This is a genomic window from Aliiglaciecola lipolytica (assembly GCF_018860635.1).
GTDB lineage: Bacteria > Pseudomonadota > Gammaproteobacteria > Enterobacterales > Alteromonadaceae > Aliiglaciecola > Aliiglaciecola lipolytica_A.
Window position 1 is genome coordinate 255,176 of record NZ_JAHKPT010000017.1, and the last position, 20,962, is coordinate 276,137.

The window sequence follows — 20,962 nt, forward strand, 5'->3', positions numbered from 1 at the left end:
CTCAATTATTGTCGTCTTCTTCAATATCGTCTTCATCATAGGTTTTTAGTTCGGTTTTTATATCTTGCATAATGTCCCGATAAACCTTGCCGCTACGCTTTTTGGTTTTGTAAGCTTCAATCCGCGACGGAATAATTTTAGGTGGATAATGGTTGTTGCTTATATCCACGTCAGCTGTTTCCCAGTGGGGGTCAACAGTCACACTAACTAGCTCTTTGTCTTTGTCAGTGATAATCAGTTTGCTAACCGCTTTAGGGGTACGACGCCAGATTTCTGCTGGAATATACTGGTTTTCAACACTGCCGTCAGCAAAGGTTAGCTCCAGTATAATTGGCATGACTAGACCACCTTTATTGGAAAAGTCCAATACATAGTAGTTTTTGTCTTCTTTCACAGCGCGTTCTAAGGCTGTTTTTTCCCATGGTTTGAGTTTGCTTAAGAACTTCTGATAAGCATTGCGTTCTTTGTTGGTTACCGTGAAACGATCATTCTCGTCATAAAAATCGGTAATATCAGGGAAACGCTCAATCCAAAGTTTGCGTCCTTCCGCTTTGTTACGGATGTCCGTTAACGATTCAGGTTTATCCAACTCTTCTTGGCGCTGACGAGCAAAATCGATATCTGGATCATGGGTGTCTAAACGTAGTTTATAGATTTTATCTATGGAGATATCAACATGGTCTGTACTGTAAAACCAACCACGCCAGAACCAATCTAGATCAACCCCAGAGGCTTCTTCCATAGTGCGGAAAAAGTCTGATGGTGTAGGGCGCTTATACTTCCAACGTTGCGCATACTCTTTAAATGCAAAGTCGAATAATTCACGGCCTAGGATAGTTTCGCGCAGAATATTGAGGGCTGCGGCAGGCTTTGTATAAGCATTAGGACCTAATCGTAAAACGCTGTCTGATTGAGTCATAATGGGTACTTGATTTGATGACTTCATGTAATCCACAACATCTCTTGGTTCAACACCCCAAGGAATACTAGGATCCCATTCACGACCGGCTACACCGTCTAAAAAGCTATTTAATCCTTCGTCCATCCAAGTCCACTGACGTTCGTCTGAATTGACTACCATTGGAAAATAAATATGACCAATTTCATGGATAACTACGCCTATTAAGAAACGCTTTTCAGCTTGCGAATAAGTGCGGCTACCATCTTTTTGCAATTCAGTACGAGGACCGTTAAAGGTGATCATCGGATATTCCATTCCACCTACAGGGCCATTCACTGATTGTGCAACGGGGTAGGGATAATCAAAGGAAAAACGAGAATATACTTCTAAGGTTTGGATGATTGATTCGGTGGAATACTTTTCCCATAATTTGCCGCCTTCTTTAGGGTAAAACGACATCGCCATGACTAACGGTTGATCATCTCCACCTTGCTGGTGGCCACGGGCATCCCACATGAATTTGCGTGACGAAGCCCATGCGAAATCACGTACATTGTTAGCACTGAATTTCCATGTTTTTGTTGCGTCTGTGCCTTCTTTCTCGTTTTCTAGCGCTTCTTCAGCCGTCACCACGAAAACGATACGCTCTGCATCTTCAGCTTGCTTTAATCGTTTGCGTTGGGTAGAAGTGAGTACATTTTTGGGGTTTTGTAACTCGCCAGTGGCGCTGACAATATGATCCGCAGGTACAGTAAGTTCCACCTCGTAGTTACCAAACTCCAAGGTAAATTCACCTCGACCAATGAACTCTCGGTTAGTCCATGCTTCGTAATCAGTATAAGCATGTAAACGCGGGAACCATTGGGCTAATAAGAAAATATCATTTCCGCCTTCTCGTTCATCATCAGGGAAATGTTCATAACCTGAACGTGCTGTTACGGCATCTTCTTCGACAATATTAAACGCGTAATCAATATTGAATACGGTTTTTTTACCCGGCTTCAGGTGACGAGGTAAGTCGATACGCATGTTGGTACCCACTATTGTGAATTTGAGCTTGTTACCGTTGCTGTCGGTCACTGACTGAATATCAAAGCCTAATTCGTGGTCATCGGTAAATTGCTGGCGACGCAGTGCACCTAAGCTAAGCTGTGCGGGTTTATCAGATGATGCAGATGCCGTTGCTGGACCACGGTTACCAATACCACCAAAGGTGGTGGTCATGGCCGACATTGAGTCGTTGCGAAATTTATTCTGCTCTAATTGCATCCACAAATACTTTAACGTATCCGGTGAATTGTTGTGGTAAGTGATTTGTTCACTGGCTTCAATTCGACGCTTTTGTTCATCTAATTTTGCCTTGATTTGGTAATCTACTTGCTGCTGCCAATATTCATGACCGGGTTCACCTGCGGCGTTGCGATACACATTGGGAGTAGGAAGAGATTCATCTAGCTGACGAAATTTATCTTCAAAATCGCCTTTTGTTTGATTAATTGCTGCGTTTGCAAAGCCAATGGCAAAACATGATAGCAAAGCTACCATAGAGAGTGGTTTAAACATTGTGTTACCTGATTGTTGTATAGAAAATTTGCAATGTGAGCAGAGTTTTAATCGACACCTTCAACGACATGCAGTTATTATTATTTAAAGAATGCTTCGTTGAGTAACAAATGAGGGGCTGTAAAAGCTACAAAGTTACTTGAAACATCATTTAAATCTTACAACAATGAGCTGAAAAACTGAATGTTATAACTTAGTGATTGTTTTTTTGATTTAGCGAAATTTGTATCAATATGCTTACATAGTTTGCTAAATTTGTTTAATTAAAACACGAAGATAATGGCTATATGGTAAAAATAGCGAAGGTGACTAGCTAAGTTTGGTTTCACCGATGAGCAATCAAAATGGCTGAGATGTTGTCTTTACCACAATCTAAGAAGCGTAAAGCAGCGCAAAAAACCATCAAAAAAATTAAAGAAATAAAAATTTACCCAGAGATTGGTCTGTATGTGTTTTAATTTTTAAAAAGTCAGGAATTGCTTTCTAAATTTGTAGTTGCTAGGATCAAACTTCAAAACTGGATGTGGGGACGACCTCACCGCTCTATTTTATTTTTTGGGGACGACCTCAACTTAATAAGAGCGTTATTATGTCTTGGTTTATTCTCATTATTGCAGGGTTTTTGGAAGCTGGTTGGTTAGTCGGTATTCAAAAATCTGAATCATTTACTCATATTCCCTACGTTATACTTGCTGTGTTATCTATGGCACTGAGTTTACTGTTGTTTTCAATTGCAACAAAAGACATTCCCATTAGCCATGCATATCTTGTTTGGTTGGCTGTTGGTGCGTCTAGTATTTCAATTATTAATCATTACTTCTTCGATCAAAGCCTTTCTATTAAACAACTTATTTGTTTAATTATCATTGCGTTGGGAGTTATTGGTTTGAAGTTGAGTAGTTAATTTCAAGAAGATTTACGATTATAAAAAGAGTGAGATATTTATGTCTGGTGAAAAAGATTTAGCCAAACTTATTGCTTCAATGGAACCCGTTTTGTTGCCACAAGAGTATGTGTTTGCGACTTTTGAAACTTATGATTACCAAATGCTGCAACAGTTGAAACCGATAAGCACGTTTTTAGAAAAAGAAGGTATGTCGGTGATTATTGAAAAACACCTCGCCGATAAGCAAAAAATTGCTTATTCAGGGGTATTTAAGTGTATTACCCTAAATGTGCACTCAAGCCTTGATGCCGTTGGTTTAACCGCCGCTATCTCTAAAAAACTTACCCAATCAAATATCAGTGCAAACGTGGTTGCTGGTTATTATCACGATCATATTTTTGTCAGTACCAAGGACGCCGCTCAAGCTGTTAAAGATTTAAAGGATTTGGCAAAGAACGGTTTAGTCAACTGACAAGGCTGTTAATTGTAATGAGCCTGTTTAGTTGGAGCTGTGTTCATATTCAGCTTCAGCTTTGACCTCAGACTCATCTTTTCCACTATTCTCCACGGGGAGGCGGATGATCATTTGGCGGACCACCTGCGCCATTAGGTCCGCCAGGAGGGCCGCCAGCGGGGCGAACGGATTCGCCGTGCAAGCAGCCTATGAACATATTCTCACTGGGACTGGCAGCGTGGTAATGATAACCTCGTGTTTGGTCGGTAATTCCCCGACACTGATCAAGTCCTTCTGTTTCTTTACCTTGGGCATCTTTCATTGCGTAAATACCGTATCCATCAGACGCGTAACCAATTAAAGGAGCATGACCATCATCGGTGTCTTCGAGGGTATCAGTGCAGCCGGTGGTCGAATGGTAGTGATAGCCTTGATGGACGTTAATATGTCCACCACAATCGTCAAAAGCTGCGATGGTATAGGCTCCTAGAATGGCATTAATTGGTGCTGGACCAGATAGTTCAGTGCCGTCTAAGGCAATGCCTACCGTATGAACTCGTCCGGTTTCAGCTGCAGGAATAGGTTGGGTAGGAATTAGATAAGTCAGTGAAAAATCGTCATCAAGGTATTCTAATTCGCATTCAATGCAGTTTTGCATATATTGTTCTTCAACGTCAGGCCGTGCCGCCCCTAAACAGGCTGCTTTGGTCGCGGTGTAGCGCACATTTCCAGTGTTGGCTTCATACACCATCCACTTTTCGTCACCGTAATATTCACCTAGCTTTAAAATAAACTCACCGGTGATATCTACCAAATCGCCAGTTCCCTCTTTACTAAACCAAGTTCCGCCTTTATCTGCCCCATCGGTGATTTTTCTCGGGCAAAAAGGACCAGGTTCACGTCCTGCTGGCGCCCCAGAGGTAACTAATTTATAGCAGGTGGTTTTTGTGCCTTCAGCTGTTTCACAGTCAACGATTGTCGGCGTTTCGAGAAACGCTCCTTCGGCAAACATGGAAAGGTCTATGCCCTTGGCACTGGCTGATTGCGTAACATTCTTGACCGAAGCGTCGTTGCATCCTGTTAATGCAATCGCAGCAGACACAGCCACCATCATTAATGGCCATTGATATGATAATCCCATGCTTTAACCTCTGAATTCTGATTTTACTAAGCTAACTTTTCATTAAGTATACTCATTAGTCTACAGAATAAATGTGCAGATATTATGAAGTGAGGCGGTTTAAAGTCTAAAAACAGTAACACTAATTATAGAGAATGTGCGCTGTTAGAAATAACTAGTTACTCCTACTTAATCCCACTGACAACCAATATAAACAATAATCGTAAAGATTTATGAACATTTTTTAAAACAGCATAGATACGTTAACCCTACCTTAACCATCAGCTTGTTAAGCTTTGCTTCAATTATAGGCCAATACAATTTATCGATAGTGCATTGCACAATCATAAAGTGGCTTTCGCCTCATCTTATTTTGTGTATTTAATTAGGAATGCTTAATTATGAAATCTTCAATCAGCATCGTGGGACTGCTTACGGTAGTAACTTTGCTAAGTGGTTGCCAGCAAGAAAGCGCACCCCCGAAAACCGCCTCTGTGCCAGTCGTATCTTATGTTGCAGTAACAACGGGTGAGCATAAAATTGATACTAAAATGCAAGGTCGTGTTGTTGCTTCCTCAATTGCAGAAGTACGCCCACAGGTAGGTGGCATTGTGCAACAGCGTTTATTCAATGAGGGCAATACCGTAGAAAAAGGTGAATTGCTCTATCAAATTGATCCGGCTACGTATCAGGCAGCTTACAATGAAGCAAAAGCAAATTTGAACAGTGCTAAGGCTTCGCTAGAAACGGCTAAGTTGAAGGATGAGCGTTATGCGAACTTGTTGAAGTTTGAAGGTGTTTCACAACAAGATGCTGACGATGTTCATGCGACTTATTTAGAAGCGAAAGCCAATATTGAAAAGTATGAAGCCGCATTAGCTTCTGCGTCTATCAATCTTGAATTTACTAAGGTTACCGCTCCTATTTCTGGGCATATTGGCATTTCCAATGTGACTCAAGGGGCATTAGTTACTGCGCAGCAAACTACCGCCTTAGCGACTATCCGCAAACTTGACCCTATCTATGTGGATATGACAAAAAGCAGTAAAGAATTGCTTAAATTGCGTCAAATGTTGGGTTCCAAGGGGATTTCCGAAGGCACAACTGAAGTTTCACTTACCTTGGAAGACGGCTCTGAGTATGACCACAAAGGCCAGTTGAAAATGCAGGAAGTGTCAGTAGATGCGTCAACAGGTACTGTCACCCTTCGCGCTGAATTTCCGAATCCAAATGGTTTGTTATTACCTGGAATGTTCGTAAGAACTCAAGTAAATGAAGCGGTTAATCAACACGCAATACTCGTTCCACAACAAGGTATTTATCACTCAGCCACAGGCGAAGCTTATGCCTATGTTATTGGTGAGAATAACTTAGTCGAAAAACGCACTGTTGAAACCGTTAATGCCGTTGAAAACAAATGGTTGATCTCAAGCGGATTGTCAGAGAACGATAAGCTCTTAGTTGAAGGGGCTGGTAAAGTCCGTCCGGGTAGTGAAGTTAAACCTGTATTGGTTGAAATGACCGAGCAAGGCACCATGATTACCGTGGTTAAACAAGACCAAAATAGCTCCTCTGTACAAGTGGGAGTGTAGTTGATGTTTGCTCGCTTTTTTATTGATCGCCCAGTATTTGCTTGGGTTATCTCAATCATCATTATGCTTACGGGTATTGCCTCTATTTTATCGTTGCCTGTAGCGCAGTACCCAAGTGTGGCACCGCCTGTAATCAGTGTAAGTACTAGCTATACAGGGGCAGATGCGGCCACAGTTGAAAACAGTGTTACGCAAATACTAGAACAACAGTTAACAGGGTTAGATGGGCTTCTGTATTTTTCGTCTTCTAGCACGTCTGATGGTGCAGCTTCGGTTAAAATCACCTTTGAAGAAGGGACTGATCCTGATTACGCGCAAGTACAGGTACAAAATAAAGTTGAGCAAGTTAGTACTCGATTTCCTGAGTCGGTGCAAGCACAAGGTGTCACAGTTACTAAATCCAATTCAGATTTTTTATTGGTAGTTGCACTGTATGATAAAACCGATCAGGCGACAGCCTTTGATGTAGCAGACTATATATCTTCCAACCTACAAGACTCTCTAGCACGAATTGAAGGTGTTGGTGACGTCAGAGTATTCGGTTCGCAATATGCCATGCGTATTTGGTTAGACCCGAATAAATTAGCGGCTTATGAGCTTATGCCGTCAGACATTAGCAGTGCATTAAGCGCACAAAATGTTCAGGTTCCTGCTGGTAAAATAGGTGCCGTACCTACGCTGGCTAATCAAGAATTGAATGCTACTGTGACTGCCCAATCGATGATGTCTACGCCGGAAGAATTTCGCAATATTATTGTTAAATACAATTCAACGGGGGCGAATGTACGCTTAAATGATGTCGCTCGAGTGGAAATTGGCAGTGAAAGTTATAGCGCTATTCCACGTTTGAACGGCCATCCAGCCTCAGGTATTGCAATAATGTTGTCACCTGGAGCAAACGCCCTTGATACGGCCACGCGGGTTAAAGATAAAGTGGCTGAACTGTCGGTCAACTTACCTGACGGTTACGAAGTGACCTTCCCCCGTGACAGCACAGCGTTTATTAAAATATCCATAAGTGAAGTGGTACAAACCCTGATTGAAGCGGTTATTTTAGTTGTGCTGGTTATGTGGTTGTTTTTGCAAAATTGGCGGGCCACATTGATCCCTGCTATTGCTGTGCCGGTAGTTTTATTGGGGACATTTGGCGTGCTGGCGGCGTTTGGGTTCTCAATCAACACACTGACTATGTTCGGTATTGTCTTGTCCATTGGTTTGTTGGTAGATGATGCCATTGTTGTGGTAGAAAACGTCGAACGTTTGATGCGCGAAAAGAACCTATCGCCACGTGATGCGACCATAGAGTCTATGTCGGAAATTAGTACGGCACTGGTGGGAATCGCGGTTGTGTTATCTGCTGTATTTTTACCTATGGCGTTTTTTGGTGGCTCCACAGGTGTAATCTATAAACAGTTCTCTATTGCTATTGTCTCTTCTATGACGCTATCGGTTATTGTCGCGTTAACCCTGAGTCCTACGTTATGTGCCAGTATGCTTAAACAAAGCAACCATAGCAGTGAAGGTAAGGGCTTTTTTGCTCGTTTTAATCGCGGTTTTGAGCGCATGACGAAGTCTTATACTGGCCATGTCGAAAGCATTATTGCGCGTAAAGTTCGCTGGGTTTTGGTGTACGGTGGCATAGTTGTTGTTTTAGGTTTGCTAATTGTTCGTCTACCTACTGGTTTCTTACCTCAAGAAGATCAGGGCAGCACTATGTTTCAAATTAATTTGCCCCCAGGTGCATCCATCAAGCGTACACGGGCCGTGGCAGAGCAAGTCGAGCAATACCTGCAGGAAAAAGAGTCTGACATTGTTATTCGTTCCTTTTCTATTTCCGGTTTTAATTTCGCCGGTAGTGGCCAAAATGCGGGTATGGGATTTGTTGCATTGACGCCTTGGGATGAGCGACCTAACGAAGAGCAAAGTGCAGATGCGCTAATTAATCGAATGAATAAAAACCTGTCTAGTATTCGTGATGCCAGCGTATATTCTATGTCGCAGCCGGTGATTCAAGGGCTAGGGCAAAGCAATGGTTTCACCTTTGAATTGCAAGCCGCAGCGGGCACAACTCGTGATGAGCTTACCCAATTGAAAAATGAGTTGCTCGAAAAAGCACGACAAAGCAGTTTGCTTGTTGGGGTCAGAGAAGGGGCGTTAAGTGATACTCCTCAACTGAAAATTGATATTGATAATGGCAAAGCCACCGCACTTGGATTGTCATTATCAGATGTATCTAGCACCTTAACCTCAGCTTGGGCCGGAACTTATGTAAATGACTTTATTGATAATGGTCGGGTGAAAAAGGTCTATTTAGAAAGTGATGCGCAGTTCCGTTCGAAACCTGAAGACCTGGGTGAATGGCATGTTCGTGGCACCAACGCTGATGGTGAAACGAGTATGACGCCTTTCTCCGCTTTCAGTACTATTTCTTGGTCAAGCGCACCACAAAGTTTGTCGCGTTTTAATGGAATTGCGTCTTATCAGCTTCAAGGTGCGGCAGCCAGTGGCGTCAGTTCGGGTCAAGCTATGGCTGAAATGGAGCGCTTAACCCAAGAAGTGGGGCAGGGAAAATTAAATTTCTCATGGAGTGGATTATCTTACCAAGAGAAATTATCTAGTGGACAGTCCTCCACCCTCTACGCTATTTCCATTTTAGTGGTTTTCTTAGCGCTAGCGGCGTTATATGAAAGTTGGTCGGTGCCGTTATCGGTGATTTTAGTTATCCCGCTTGGTGTTGTAGGTGCAGCATTGGCAGCCAGTTTAAGAGGTTTGGAAAATGACATTTATTTCCAAGTAGCTCTGGTTACTACCATTGGATTGGCTTCAAAAAATGCGATTTTGATTGTGGAATTTGCAGAGTCTTCTTATCAGCGCGGTATGTCGTTGATTGATTCTGCTGTGCACGCTGCCAAGTTGCGTTTAAGGCCAATCATTATGACGTCTCTTGCGTTCATTTTCGGAACCATACCATTGGCTATCTCATCCGGTGCAGGAGCTAATAGTCGAATTTCCATAGGTACAGGAATCGTTGGTGGAACCTTCACCGCAACTGTTTTGGGAATTTTCTTTGTACCTTTATTCTTTGTCATCATCCGTGGCTTATTCCCAAAAAGGCGTCCGGTTTATGATGATGCTGTTAATACAGGGGAGAAAGCTGATGCGTAAATTCTCTTTACCTAACAAGGGTGTCGCTCGTTTATTACCTATTGCTGGTGCTTTGATATTGGCAGGTTGTAGTACTTTAGCGCCTGAATATACACGTTCAGAACTGCCTGTTGCACAGACATGGGAAAATGCTCCCCAAGCGCAGACTCCGGGTTTATCAGACCAACAGGCCGCGCAGGTGCCGTGGAAAAGCTTTATTAAAGATCCACGCTTAACTCAGGTTATTGAACTTGCCCTGAAAAGTAATAGAAGCTTGCGCCAAACTTTAGCCGATGTAGAAGCTGCCCGTGCAACTTATCGAATCCAAGATGCCGAACTGTATCCGCAGATAAATGCAGGATTAAGCGGTAATCGTACTAAGGCCTCGTCAGGAAATATTAGTACGACCTACCAAGCTGAAGTTGGTTTAAGTAGTTACGAAATAGATCTGTTTGGCAAAAACCGCAGTTTAAGTGCGGTGCAAATGGAAGCTTATTTGTCGAGTCAAGAAACGGCAAAGGCGGCAAAAATTTCACTGATTGGTGAAATTACCAGTGCTTGGTTAACCTTGGCCGCTGATAAAAACCAGCTCAAATTGGCTCAGGAAACGGCCACTAACGCGCAAAAAACCATGGATATAACCAATAAAAGGTTAGAAATGGGAATCGATTCTAGAATCGATGTGGCCAGCGCTGAAACCATTTATTATAACGCCCGTTCTGATATTGCTAGTTATACAACCCAAGTGGCGCAAGATCTGAATGCACTGCGTTTGCTTGTGGGCGAGCAACTAGACGACAGTTTATTGCCAGAACTATTACCAAGTAGCGAAAGTTTAGTCACAGATGTACCTGTTGGCTTGTCATCATCTGTATTGTTGCAGCGTCCCGATGTATTGGCAGCTGAGCATACTTTGAAATCGGCCAATGCCAATATTGGTGTAGCTAGGGCAGCCTATTTCCCAACGTTATCTTTAACCGCAACCGGTGGTTTGGCTAGCTCGGTACTCGCAGATATATTCAGCGGCGGTGCAAGTTCAATCTGGACCCTTGCACCTAGTATCAGCTTGCCAATATTTGACGGTGGATCTAATGATGCCAACTTAGCGTACACAGAAGCTCAGCAACAGAAGTACTTAGCCGCATATGAATACACTATTCAAAGCGCGTTCTCAGAGGTCGCCGATGCGTTAGCACGCAGAGCAACTATTCAAGAGCAGCTAAATAGTCAAAAATCCTTGGTGTTGGCTGCAACTCGCAGTTACGTTTTATCCCTTGCCCGCTATAAAGGTGGTATCGATAACTTTCAAAGCGTTTTAGAAGCACAGCGAACAATGTATCAAGCCAATCAATCGCTGATTCTGACCAAACAAGCCGACTTGGAAAATCGTATCACTTTGTATCGAGTTTTGGGTGGCGGACTAGCTGAAGAGAAAACTGCGTAACACAAATGTCTATACTCACGGGTAAGACAACTGGCGGTTATTAAAGCAAATTAGGAATAGTTAAATTAATCATGAACGTATTGTTAGTTGAAGATGATATCGACCTTGCCACAACCATAGTTGATTATCTTGAGATCGAGTCTATCGAGTGCGATCACGCAAGTAATGGTTTAATGGGATTAAGTTTAATCGAAAGTAATCATTACCAAATGATAATACTTGATATTAACATGCCTAAAATGGATGGTTTAACGCTATGCAGCACCCTACGGGAAAGAGGCATGGATATTCCTATTTTGATGTTAACCGCCCGAGATAGCCTTGATAACAAATTACAGGGTTTCGAGGCGGGTAGTGATGATTATTTGGTTAAACCCTTTGCCATGAAAGAGCTGGTGGCACGGGTACAAGTGCTTGCAAAACGGCGAAGCGGAGAAGTTAAAAAGTTAGCCGTTGGTGATTTAAGTTTAGATTTAAGCCAACACACTGCACATTTAAAGCAGAATACGCTAAAACTTTCGCCAATCGCATTTAAGATACTCGAGGTCTTGGTGCGGACCAGTCCGCAAGCTGTGAGTCGGCAACAACTTATGCAACAGGTTTGGGGCGACGAACAACCAGACAGTAACAGCCTAAAAGTACATATCCATCATCTACGAAAGCAGTTGGATGTTGAGCAGAGTAATGTAAAACTTGAAACTGTGTCAGGTGTTGGTTTTGCCATTAAAGTGGATAGTGAAGGAAATTAATCGTGAAAATCAGGCCAAGTCTTAAGCTACACTTTTTTTTTAGCGTCGTATTGCTTGGCTCCTCTATGGTCATTGGTTTTTCGTTTTTAAGTGTTAACTACTTTGTGGATGGGCTCGACAGGAGTCTAAATGGCATAATGTTCGAAATCGCCAAAACCACTGAAGTTGAAGATCAACATCCTAAAATTATCGCCGGCATTCATGTTGCTAGTCGTTGGCAAGATACCCCTGAACTCATACGGCAACATTTCCCCAATCCACCGTCGGAAGTAGGACAGTTACTCAAGATAAAAGACCAAGCCACTATTTTATCCATGCCTAAAAATCTGTACTTTGTGGTTTTGTACCATGGCCCTAATGGTGAAGAAAGATTCATATCTAAGGTCATGCTAGAAAAAGACTTTGTGCCAAATTACTCCGATCTGCATCCTACTAACCGCTTAATATGGACGGCTATAGTCGCTATTATCGCCATATTATTATTTGCTCTTTTACTGGTAATGATAATGCTAAAAGTCACTAAGCCTCTTGAATCATTAAAAAGTTGGGCTAAGTCTTTAGATAAATATAATCTTCATTCGCCGCCCCCTGATTTTACCTTTAACGAACTCAATGTATTGGCTTCGTTGGTGCAGAGTAGTCTGGTGTCAGCACATCAAAGTTTAGAACGAGAACAGCGTTTTCTCAGCTATGCCAGTCATGAATTGAGAACACCTATTGCAGTTATTCGAAGTAATGTTGACTTATTGCAGCGCATAAACGAGAAAGTTCCCACCAGTGAAAAGCAGAAGCTTACGTTAGAACGAATACAGCGGGCTGGTCTTACTATGACGAATCTGACGGATACATTTCTTTGGTTGAGTCGGAATGAAGAATTAAACGTAGCGCCAGAAACGGTCAAGCTGGATGAAAAAATTAGACAGGCCTGTTGTGACCTAAACTATTTGCTCAGCGGCAAAGATGTAGAGGTCAAAGTGGAAACGGAAGAGTGCGAGGTAAATACCGTCGCCGTTGCCTGCCACATTGTTATCAACAATTTAATTCGAAATGCCTATCAGCATACTCAACACGGTGAAGTGAAAATTGAACAACAAGGCAGTCGAGTGATAATCATTAACACCAATACCAGTAATGATAATACTTCACCTATGGTTGATTCGAATGATAGCAAAGTAGCTTTTGGTTACGGTTATGGATTGGGGTTACAATTAAGCGAAAAAATTATTAATCACCATGAATGGCATTATGAAAAGACCAGCACTCCTGGGTTTTATCAAGTTACAATAGACTTTAACGGTCACAATTAGTTGCCCTAGGTTAAGGTGATTAATTTACAATACTTAATTCCGCCCTTTTTTGCCTAAAGCTTTGGCGTTTCTAATGTCTCAATTGGACTAATATGCAGTACAAACAGAAAAGATGGATCAAGATGTTCATCGGCATCATTCTGATATGTTCAGGATGTGCAACTATCGCAAACCTTGATTTAAACCGACTTTACGGTGAAGAAAATACCGATAACCGGATCAATGCAACAACTGAACAATCTTCGCCAGACAGCGCCGCCACAGTTTTTTATGAGACCGAAGTTGCACCTGTTATAAATGCGCGTTGTGTGGTTTGTCATGCTTGTTATGATGCCCCTTGTCAGTTAAAAATGACACACCCTGAAGGCATCGAGCGAGGTGCAAATAAAGAGAAGGTCTATCACGGCTCACGTATTATTGCCGCCACGCCTAATCGACTTTTTATTGATGCGCAAAGCTCAAGTGAATGGCGAGAGCGGGGATTCTATCCAGTATTAAATGAGCGCGAACAGTCAGCTGTGGCTAACACTCAAGCTTCGGTGTTAGCAAAAATGCTCACCTTGAAAAAGCAAAACCCGTTACCAGCCGATAAATTGTTAGATGAGCGCTTTGATGTCAGTATCGACCGCAGCCAACAATGTCCCACAGTGCAAGAGTTCGAAGGTTATGCCCAAAGCCAAGCATTTGGAGGGATGCCTTATGCGCTGCCTGAATTGAGTGATGATGAACATAACACCTTAATCAATTGGATTGAACGAGGTGCTTACATGCCAGCGCCAGCGCCTATTTCGGTTGCAGAACAACAGGCGGTGCAGCAACTAGAAGATTTTTTAAACGCTGAGAGTTTGAAAGAGCAATTGACCGCTCGTTACATTTACGAGCATTTGTTTAGCTCTCATCTGTATTTCAGTGAGCTAAGTGATGACGATGTTCAACCGCAGTTTTTCAATATGGTACGTTCTCGAACGCCCTCTGGGCAGCCGATAGAAGTTATTGCTAGTCGTCGTCCGTTTGATGATCCTAAGGTAGAGCGGGTTTATTACCGCTTGTTCCCAGTGCACTCAACAATAGTCAATAAAACCCATCAACCTTATGCCATCAACAAAATTCTGACCGACAAATGGCAAAAATGGTTTATTGAAGCGGATTATACAGTCACAAAAATGCCTAGCTACGAGCCGCAAATCGCAGCCAATCCGTTAACCGCGTTTAATCAATTACCGGTCAACGCTCGTTATCGTTTTATGTTAGAGCGTGCACAAAATACTATTATGGGGTACATCAAAGGTCCCGTTTGTCGCGGACAAGTCGCGTTGAATGTGATTAACGACAGGTTTTGGGTGTATTTTGTAAAGCCAGAAGTAGCCGCTTCCCCTCAGATCAATCGATTTTATGAAACACAAAAAGACAACCTGCGTTTACCTGCTGAAAAACAAAGTACCGCTTTTGCTGTAACTTGGATCGAATACGCTTCTCGTCAAGGTGATTACATGCGGGCCAGGCAAAACTTCATGAACACTGAACTGGAAAAAGACTACCACTTTAGCCCTGACGATATTTGGGATGGTGATGGTGAAAATCAAAATGCCACATTGACGGTATTTCGTCACTTTGACAATGCTACCGTGATCAAAGGTTTAGTAGGTGAACCGCCTAAAACAGCGTGGGTTATTGACTATGCCCTGCTGGAACGTATTCATTACTTGTTGGTCGCAGGCTTTGATGTGTATGGTAACTATGGTCATCAACTGATGACTCGTTTATACATGGATTTTTTACGTATGGAAGGGGAAACTAATTTCTTAGCATTTTTACCACCAGATAGTCGGCGTGAAGAGTTGGCTTCTTGGTATCAAAAATCTGGTCCCGAATTGACGTCATTTTTTGAAGGTAATGTGCATATTTTTGATCAACCAAGTGGCATTGAATTTAAGACCAAGAATCATAAACAAGAGCTATTTGATATTTTTGCGGAACACTTAAAAAAGGTGCAACCTGTTCGTTACCAATTGAAAGAGAGTGAGCTAACAGGCAAAAGCAAGGCGCTGCTGGCTCAGTTAGCCAATATTAAAGGAAAAAGTGCGTCTGTATTGCCGGAATTAAGCATGATTATGGTTGAACCAAACGATGGCAAACAACCAGAAATTTTTACTCTTGTACGTAACAGTGCGCATTTTAATGTGAATAGCTTATTTTCTGAAAGTGCCAATCGAGATCCAAAAAATGATGACGTAACCTTAGTGCATGGATTGCTCGGTAGTTACCCAGATGCGTTCTGGCGAGTCAAAGAAACTGAGCTTGCTCCCATGGTCGCATTGGCGCAAAAAATTGAAACAGAACAAGATTATGCCGCATTTTTAGACTCATTTGCAGTGCGTCGAACCGCTGCAGACTTCTGGCAATTTAGTGATAAGCTAAACCAAATTTTCAAGCAGCAGAACCCTATCGAAGCAGGCTGGTTAGATTACAACAGGTTGGAAAATCGTTGAGCCAATCGTGGTCATAACTCCAGTTATTCAATACAGTAGCGCACACAACAATATCTGAATAGGTCAAAAGTCATCATTAAAAAGGTGACTTTCTTCACCTGTGCGCTTCACTGTCTGTCGCTATATTAAGCTCTCTTACTTAATATCTTTCTAAAGGATTAATCATGAGCTTATCAATAACTGCACATACTAAAACAATCAATGCGTTTATCGTCTGTGCGCTTGGGGCCCTATTCTGGCTTGCCGCTCCCAGTGCTTTTGGCCAAAACCAACAACCCAATGGTCCTGCTTTTACGGCTCAAATGAGCAAGGTGGACTTGTTTGATAAGTCTCGGCAACGACCGATTAAGGTCACGGTGTGGTTTCCTTCTGAACAAATCGCTGTATGTGAAAAAGCACCCATTTGTATTGATAAGCGAGGGCATAAAAATAAAGTGTTTGTCTTTTCACATGGTGCGATGGGCGATCCCATGGGGTATAACTGGATAGGGTATGCATTAGCATCTCAAGGGTTTACCGTTTTAGCTCCCTCGCATTTTGGTGAATCTTGGATATATGGCCCAGATAATATCGATCCTCAAGCGGCTTTGCGTATGTGGGATCGTTCCTTGGATATATCCTATGTTCTCAATCAGTTTTCCTCTGCCGAGTATTTAAGTGAACAATTAAACTTCAATAACGTCACTGCCATAGGCCATTCTTCAGGTGGCTTTACAAGCCTAGCGTTGGCGGGTGCGACCTTGGGTAAAGACATGACTCAGTACTGTCAATCAACTGCTGCGCAAAAAGATTTAAGTTGTCAGTATGCAAAGCTATCAGAAGCAAAAAATGATAAGGAAACACTGTTATCTGCAAGCTACAAAGATGAGCGGATTACTGCCGTCATTGCTTTCGATCCTGCTCTGGGTCCATCAGCGGATGTCGAAAGTGTCAGTGAAATTTCTGTCCCCGTGCTACTGATTGCTCCACTTAATAACGACTTTTTAGACTTTGCAGGGCACGCTGGTTTTTATCATCAGCAATTGCAAAATAGCCGCTTGGTGAGCTTACAAAATAATGAAGGTCATTTTGTTTTTTTAGACAGTTGCAAGCATACGCACAAAGCGATGGGAGTTTCCCTGTGTAAAGATAGAGTTGGTGTTGATAGAGAGGCGGTACACAGACAACTGTATGCTGACATCTTTGGATTTATTTTTAGGTCGTAATTGACTTGTATGTTGCGACAAAATAGAGCTGAAATTAATTTGCGGGTTTTCCTGTCTAATACTGAAGATAACAATGGAAAATTGAGGGAGATTGAAATGTGCAGTTCACCCAAAAGCAGCGGTTCAAGCCGCCCGCGCCGTGCTCCGATTAAAAGTATAGCCGAACGTTTAACCTCAGAACAAAGAGCACGATTTACTCTAGTAGCGAATCGTGCACAAGAACGACGTGATCAGCGACAGGCTATCAATAAGCGCTGGGAGCAGAGGAATTTAGATAATTGCCAACAAAAGGCTAGGGCAATTAACAGTACCTCCAACTCTTCGCCTATCATAGCGTGGTTTACTAAATTGTATTTTGCTATTCGGTAAATTCAAACCCCTAGCATGGCCTTCAGGTCATGGAAATAACCAAAACCTCACAAAGTTGTAGCACGGGCTTTAGGCCGTGGAAACGGTTGCCGTATCCTCGCGGGGCTAAAGCACCCGCCTACACATTCAAACCCCTAGCATGGCCTTTAGGTCATGGAAATAACCAAAACCTCACAAAGTTGTAGCACGGGCTTTAGGCCGTGGAAACGGTTGCCCTATCCTCGCGGGGCTAAAGCACCCGCCTACACATTCCTACCGTAGCATGGCCTTCAGGCCATGGGAAACCACAACAACCGCGGCGCTAAAGCACTCCAATAATTATATTTCTTCAATTATGGCGTTTACTTTCTCCAAATAAACTTGCTCTGGAATCTGCCCATTTAAATACAACTGTTTGAGTTTTTCTAAGCGCACTTCAATTTCTGATTTTTGTTGTTGATTAGATGGCTGTGAAACTCTTTGTTGCTGAGTTTCTTTAAAGGTTAAATTACTTTCATGCTGATTAGCTGTTGCCCGAATTTCCCTTGATTGATTTGGCTGTTGGTTATTTTGCTTAGATTGTGCTGCTTGCATAGGTCCATCTAATGCTATTTTAATCCAATCTTTTCGCTGCTTTACCTGAGTTACACCATCGGACAACTGGAGTTGCCATGAGTGATCCGTCTCTGAACTGTAATCACCAGTTGATAATTTAAATCCCTTTAATTCCGAATTGGTGGCAAAGCGTGAATTATTGACACTATTTCCAGCTCTAATGTACTTTTTTTGAATATCGACCTGAGCTTCTGCCAACAACAAATACAGGTCATTTCCACTAACATACACAGAACCGCTGGAATACAATGTCTCTGCGCCTATACCAAGAAATGAGGAATGTCTGTCAGACACCGAAAATATCAATAGTTGATTATTGGCAAGGGATTGTAAGGTGCTAAAAATACCCTCAGATAAAACCTTTACCTCTCGTTCTGTAAAAATTGTTTTTACCTCGTCGTTGCTTACCAAAGAAGACAACAGGCTATCTGAAGATTTAGGCTCGATGCTAATTTTAGCTAAAGCTGAAGCTAAAATGGGTTGAGAAATCTGTGCTGCAGGTTGGTTTTTTGTCGGTATATTTTCAACTTCTTGAATGGCGATATAATCGAGCTTATGCTGCCAAATGGTTTTTTCAAAGCCATGCAGATTGGATGTGTAACCGATCAACATTAAAATTGCTGTAAAACACTGTAAGTTGCTCATAATTATTCGCCGCCAAGTCAGGTTTAGTTGTTTTATTAGTAGCATTAGATACAGCAATATACATACCATAGCCCTAATTACAGAGCGTTATATTCCATTGAAAAGCTAAGGTCATTCTGGATGTGTTGATGGCATTGAGTCTACCGACGCTTTAGGGCGAAATCGGCTTTTAAGATGGGCGACACGGCAACTGTCTTAAAAATCACCAAACTGTATCATCTGCGACACTTGGACATGCAACACTTGATGCTTTTTCTCCTTTACGAAGTTTGTTTTTGACTAAATAGCTTTTGTCATTTTTCTCCCATCTAAATAAAAAAACACTTTCATAACATTGGCTTAACAATAAAGTGAGGATAGTTATAACAGCTGGTGTGACGCTTGCACTAAGTCTTAGGTATTGTTTTTTACCCAACCATATTACAAAGCTAAGGGGTTGCTTGGTATTAGACAATCATTCTGTTTAAACGGATTAGATTATTCCGAGCCGGTGCAGTCCTTGAAAGGAGTCTCATAGAGACACGGCGTAATGATTTATAAACGACTTGAAATTAAAACGTGGGAGTAATTCAAGCATGTCTGATATACCAGTTTATCGTAATTATATTAATGGTGAGTTTAGCGCTGAGCCAACATCCACCATTGAGGTGTTCAACCCTGCAAATGGCCGTTTGTTGTCTAAGGTTCCTAACTCTTCAGCTGAAGAAGTTGAACAAGCTATTCATGCTGCTCGAAAAGCGCAGTCTTCATGGGCCCAAAAGCCGGCTATCGAACGCGCAGGTTTTTTAAAGAAAATCGCCGATAAAGTAAGACAGAATGCTGAAAGACTAGCTACTGTCATCGTAAAAGAGCAGGGAAAAACAAAAGAGTTAGCGAACGTAGAAGTTAACTTTACGGCCGACTACATTGATTATATGGCTGAGTGGGCACGTCGCATTGAAGGTGAAGTTGTTACTAGTGATCGACAAGGAGAAAACATCTTTGTCTTTAGGAAGCCCCTTGGCGTAGTCGCGGGAATCTTGCCGTGGAACTTTCCATTCTTTTTGATTGCAAGAAAAATGGCTCCTGCACTTATCACCGGCAATACCATTGTTGTTAAGCCAAGTGAGGAGACGCCAAACAACTGCTTCGAGTTTGCTAAACTTGTGGCTGAAACCGATCTGCCTGCTGGCGTATTCAATGTTGTTTGTGGGACAGGGCACGAGGTGGGTAATGCACTGTCTACCAGCCCTAAAATAGATATGATCAGCTTTACTGGCAGTGCAGGTACAGGTTCAAGAATAATGGCCGCTGCAGCGCCAAATATCACCAAACTTAATTTGGAGTTAGGTGGTAAAGCACCTGCAATAGTATTGGCGGATGCAAATGTTGACTTAGCTGTGGAGGCAATAAAGAACTCGCGAGTGATCAATACTGGGCAAGTTTGTAATTGTGCTGAGCGAGTCTATGTTCAGGCTTCTGTGGCTGATGAATTTACTGCCAAATTGAGCGCTGCAATGTCTGCCACACGTTACGGCGATCCCTTAGCACAACCCGATATTGATATGGGACCATTGGTAAATAAAATTGGATTAGATAAAGTTGCTAAAATGGTCGAGTTTGCCAAACAGCAAGGTGCTGAAGTGGTGACTGGCGGAAATTTAGCAGATCTAGGTCAAGGTTTCCATTATCAACCAACAGTCTTGACAGGATGTAATAGCGATATGGAAATTATGCAAAAAGAGATTTTTGGCCCGGTCTTGCCTGTTCAAATTGTCGCAGATTTAGATGAAGCGATTGCTTGTGCAAATGCATCAGAATATGGACTAACATCTTCTGTTTATACTCAGAATTTAAGTCTTGCCATGAACGCGATTAGCGGCTTAGATTATGGAGAGACCTATATCAACCGGGAAAACTTTGAAGCTATGCAAGGTTTCCATGCTGGTGCTCGTAAATCAGGCATCGGAGGTGCTGATGGTAAGCACGGTTTATACGAGTATATGAGAACTCATGTGGCCTATATTCAGTCTTAATCTTATTCGCTGGGTCTCGTTAGTCGAGGCCCTTTGCCATTAAGATCAAAGTTGTATGGAATATCATGGAAAGATTAAAGCGAAAACTCAAAAATCGAGGCGTGAAAGTTGTTGAACTCAGCAGGGAAGAATACGCTAATAAGGGCGTAGCGCTCAACAATACTACAACCTCTTTGACTAGCAACTGCACTGAAGAGTGTGGCGAGATTGCAAACTTTAGTGCTATCTTAGCCGTTGACGAAGGTGGTATCTTTTATTTTGTTGAAAGCACCCTGAACGATTACTTGTTGTTACCTAAAGGTTATCCCTCCAGCATAACCGTTTATGAAAAAAATATATTTGAAAGTGTCGAAGTTGCGACATTTTTTATACAGAACATTATCCCCAAAAATCAATTACCGCTGCACATCATCAATCCCGCTGAATTGTCCAATCTGCGTCGCGTTTATATTATAAAAAACTAGCTTAATTCAGATGCTTTTTTA

At 42.2% G+C, this 20,962-nt stretch carries 15 protein-coding genes; 12 read left to right on the top strand and 3 right to left on the bottom strand.

What is annotated here, in order from left to right:
• Window position 1 precedes the first annotated feature (1 nt).
• A complete protein-coding gene (locus KO530_RS08005; RefSeq protein WP_216047887.1) occupies window positions 2–2,464 on the bottom strand; it encodes a M1 family metallopeptidase in 2,463 nt (820 codons plus the stop codon).
• 589 nt (window positions 2,465–3,053) lie between these two features.
• Between KO530_RS08005 and KO530_RS08010 the strand changes: the two genes are divergently transcribed.
• Both KO530_RS08010 and KO530_RS08015 read left to right on the top strand, forming a co-directional pair.
• Window positions 3,054–3,368 (top strand): DMT family transporter, encoded by a 315-nt coding sequence (locus tag KO530_RS08010; RefSeq protein WP_216047888.1) that lies wholly within the window; start codon window positions 3,054–3,056, stop codon window positions 3,366–3,368.
• Between the two features lie 40 nt (window positions 3,369–3,408).
• Window positions 3,409–3,822 (top strand): ACT domain-containing protein, encoded by a 414-nt coding sequence (locus KO530_RS08015; protein ID WP_216047889.1) that lies wholly within the window; start codon window positions 3,409–3,411, stop codon window positions 3,820–3,822.
• Window positions 3,823–3,907: 85 nt separating this feature from the next.
• Here KO530_RS08015 and KO530_RS08020 read toward each other — a convergent pair whose 3' ends face one another.
• A complete protein-coding gene (locus KO530_RS08020) occupies window positions 3,908–4,945 on the bottom strand; it encodes a YHYH protein (protein ID WP_216047890.1) in 1,038 nt (345 codons plus the stop codon).
• Between the two features lie 380 nt (window positions 4,946–5,325).
• Here KO530_RS08020 and KO530_RS08025 point away from each other — a divergent pair, with 380 nt between their 5' ends.
• From KO530_RS08025 to KO530_RS08060, 8 genes are all read left to right on the top strand, one after another.
• Complete coding sequence (locus KO530_RS08025; protein ID WP_216047891.1) at window positions 5,326–6,516, top strand: efflux RND transporter periplasmic adaptor subunit; 1,191 nt, start codon at window positions 5,326–5,328, stop codon at window positions 6,514–6,516.
• Window positions 6,517–6,519: 3 nt separating this feature from the next.
• Window positions 6,520–9,681 (top strand): efflux RND transporter permease subunit, encoded by a 3,162-nt coding sequence (locus KO530_RS08030; protein ID WP_216047892.1) that lies wholly within the window; start codon window positions 6,520–6,522, stop codon window positions 9,679–9,681.
• On the top strand, window positions 9,674–11,104 hold the full coding sequence (locus KO530_RS08035; protein ID WP_216047893.1) for an efflux transporter outer membrane subunit: 1,431 nt from the start codon (window positions 9,674–9,676) through the stop codon (window positions 11,102–11,104). Before KO530_RS08030 ends, KO530_RS08035 begins: the two co-directional genes overlap by 8 nt.
• Window positions 11,105–11,172: 68 nt before the next feature.
• Entirely contained in the window at window positions 11,173–11,853 is a 681-nt protein-coding gene (locus KO530_RS08040; RefSeq protein WP_216047919.1) for a response regulator transcription factor, read from the top strand.
• A 2-nt stretch (window positions 11,854–11,855) separates the two neighbouring features.
• Window positions 11,856–13,160, top strand: a complete 1,305-nt coding sequence (locus KO530_RS08045; protein ID WP_303500350.1) for a sensor histidine kinase — start codon at window positions 11,856–11,858, stop codon at window positions 13,158–13,160.
• Window positions 13,161–13,252: 92 nt separating this feature from the next.
• Complete coding sequence (locus KO530_RS08050) at window positions 13,253–15,649, top strand: fatty acid cis/trans isomerase (RefSeq protein ID WP_216047894.1); 2,397 nt, start codon at window positions 13,253–13,255, stop codon at window positions 15,647–15,649.
• Between the two features lie 164 nt (window positions 15,650–15,813).
• Window positions 15,814–16,854 (top strand): alpha/beta hydrolase family protein, encoded by a 1,041-nt coding sequence (locus tag KO530_RS08055; protein WP_216047895.1) that lies wholly within the window; start codon window positions 15,814–15,816, stop codon window positions 16,852–16,854.
• A gap of 96 nt (window positions 16,855–16,950) precedes the next feature.
• The gene (locus tag KO530_RS08060; protein WP_216047924.1) at window positions 16,951–17,223 is read left to right on the top strand and encodes a hypothetical protein; all 273 of its coding nucleotides are present in this window, start codon (window positions 16,951–16,953) and stop codon (window positions 17,221–17,223) included.
• Between the two features lie 318 nt (window positions 17,224–17,541).
• On the opposite strand, the gene KO530_RS08065 is transcribed toward KO530_RS08060, so the two are convergent.
• On the bottom strand, window positions 17,542–18,462 hold the full coding sequence (locus tag KO530_RS08065) for a hypothetical protein (RefSeq protein WP_216047896.1): 921 nt from the start codon (window positions 18,460–18,462) through the stop codon (window positions 17,542–17,544).
• Window positions 18,463–19,037: 575 nt separating this feature from the next.
• On the opposite strand from KO530_RS08065, the gene aldA reads away from it, so the two are divergent.
• Window positions 19,038–20,477: an aldehyde dehydrogenase gene (aldA, locus tag KO530_RS08070; protein ID WP_216047897.1), complete on the top strand. Its 1,440-nt coding sequence runs from the start codon at window positions 19,038–19,040 to the stop codon at window positions 20,475–20,477.
• A 65-nt stretch (window positions 20,478–20,542) separates the two neighbouring features.
• A complete protein-coding gene (locus KO530_RS08075; RefSeq protein WP_216047898.1) occupies window positions 20,543–20,941 on the top strand; it encodes a hypothetical protein in 399 nt (132 codons plus the stop codon).
• Window positions 20,942–20,962: the final 21 nt, after the last annotated feature.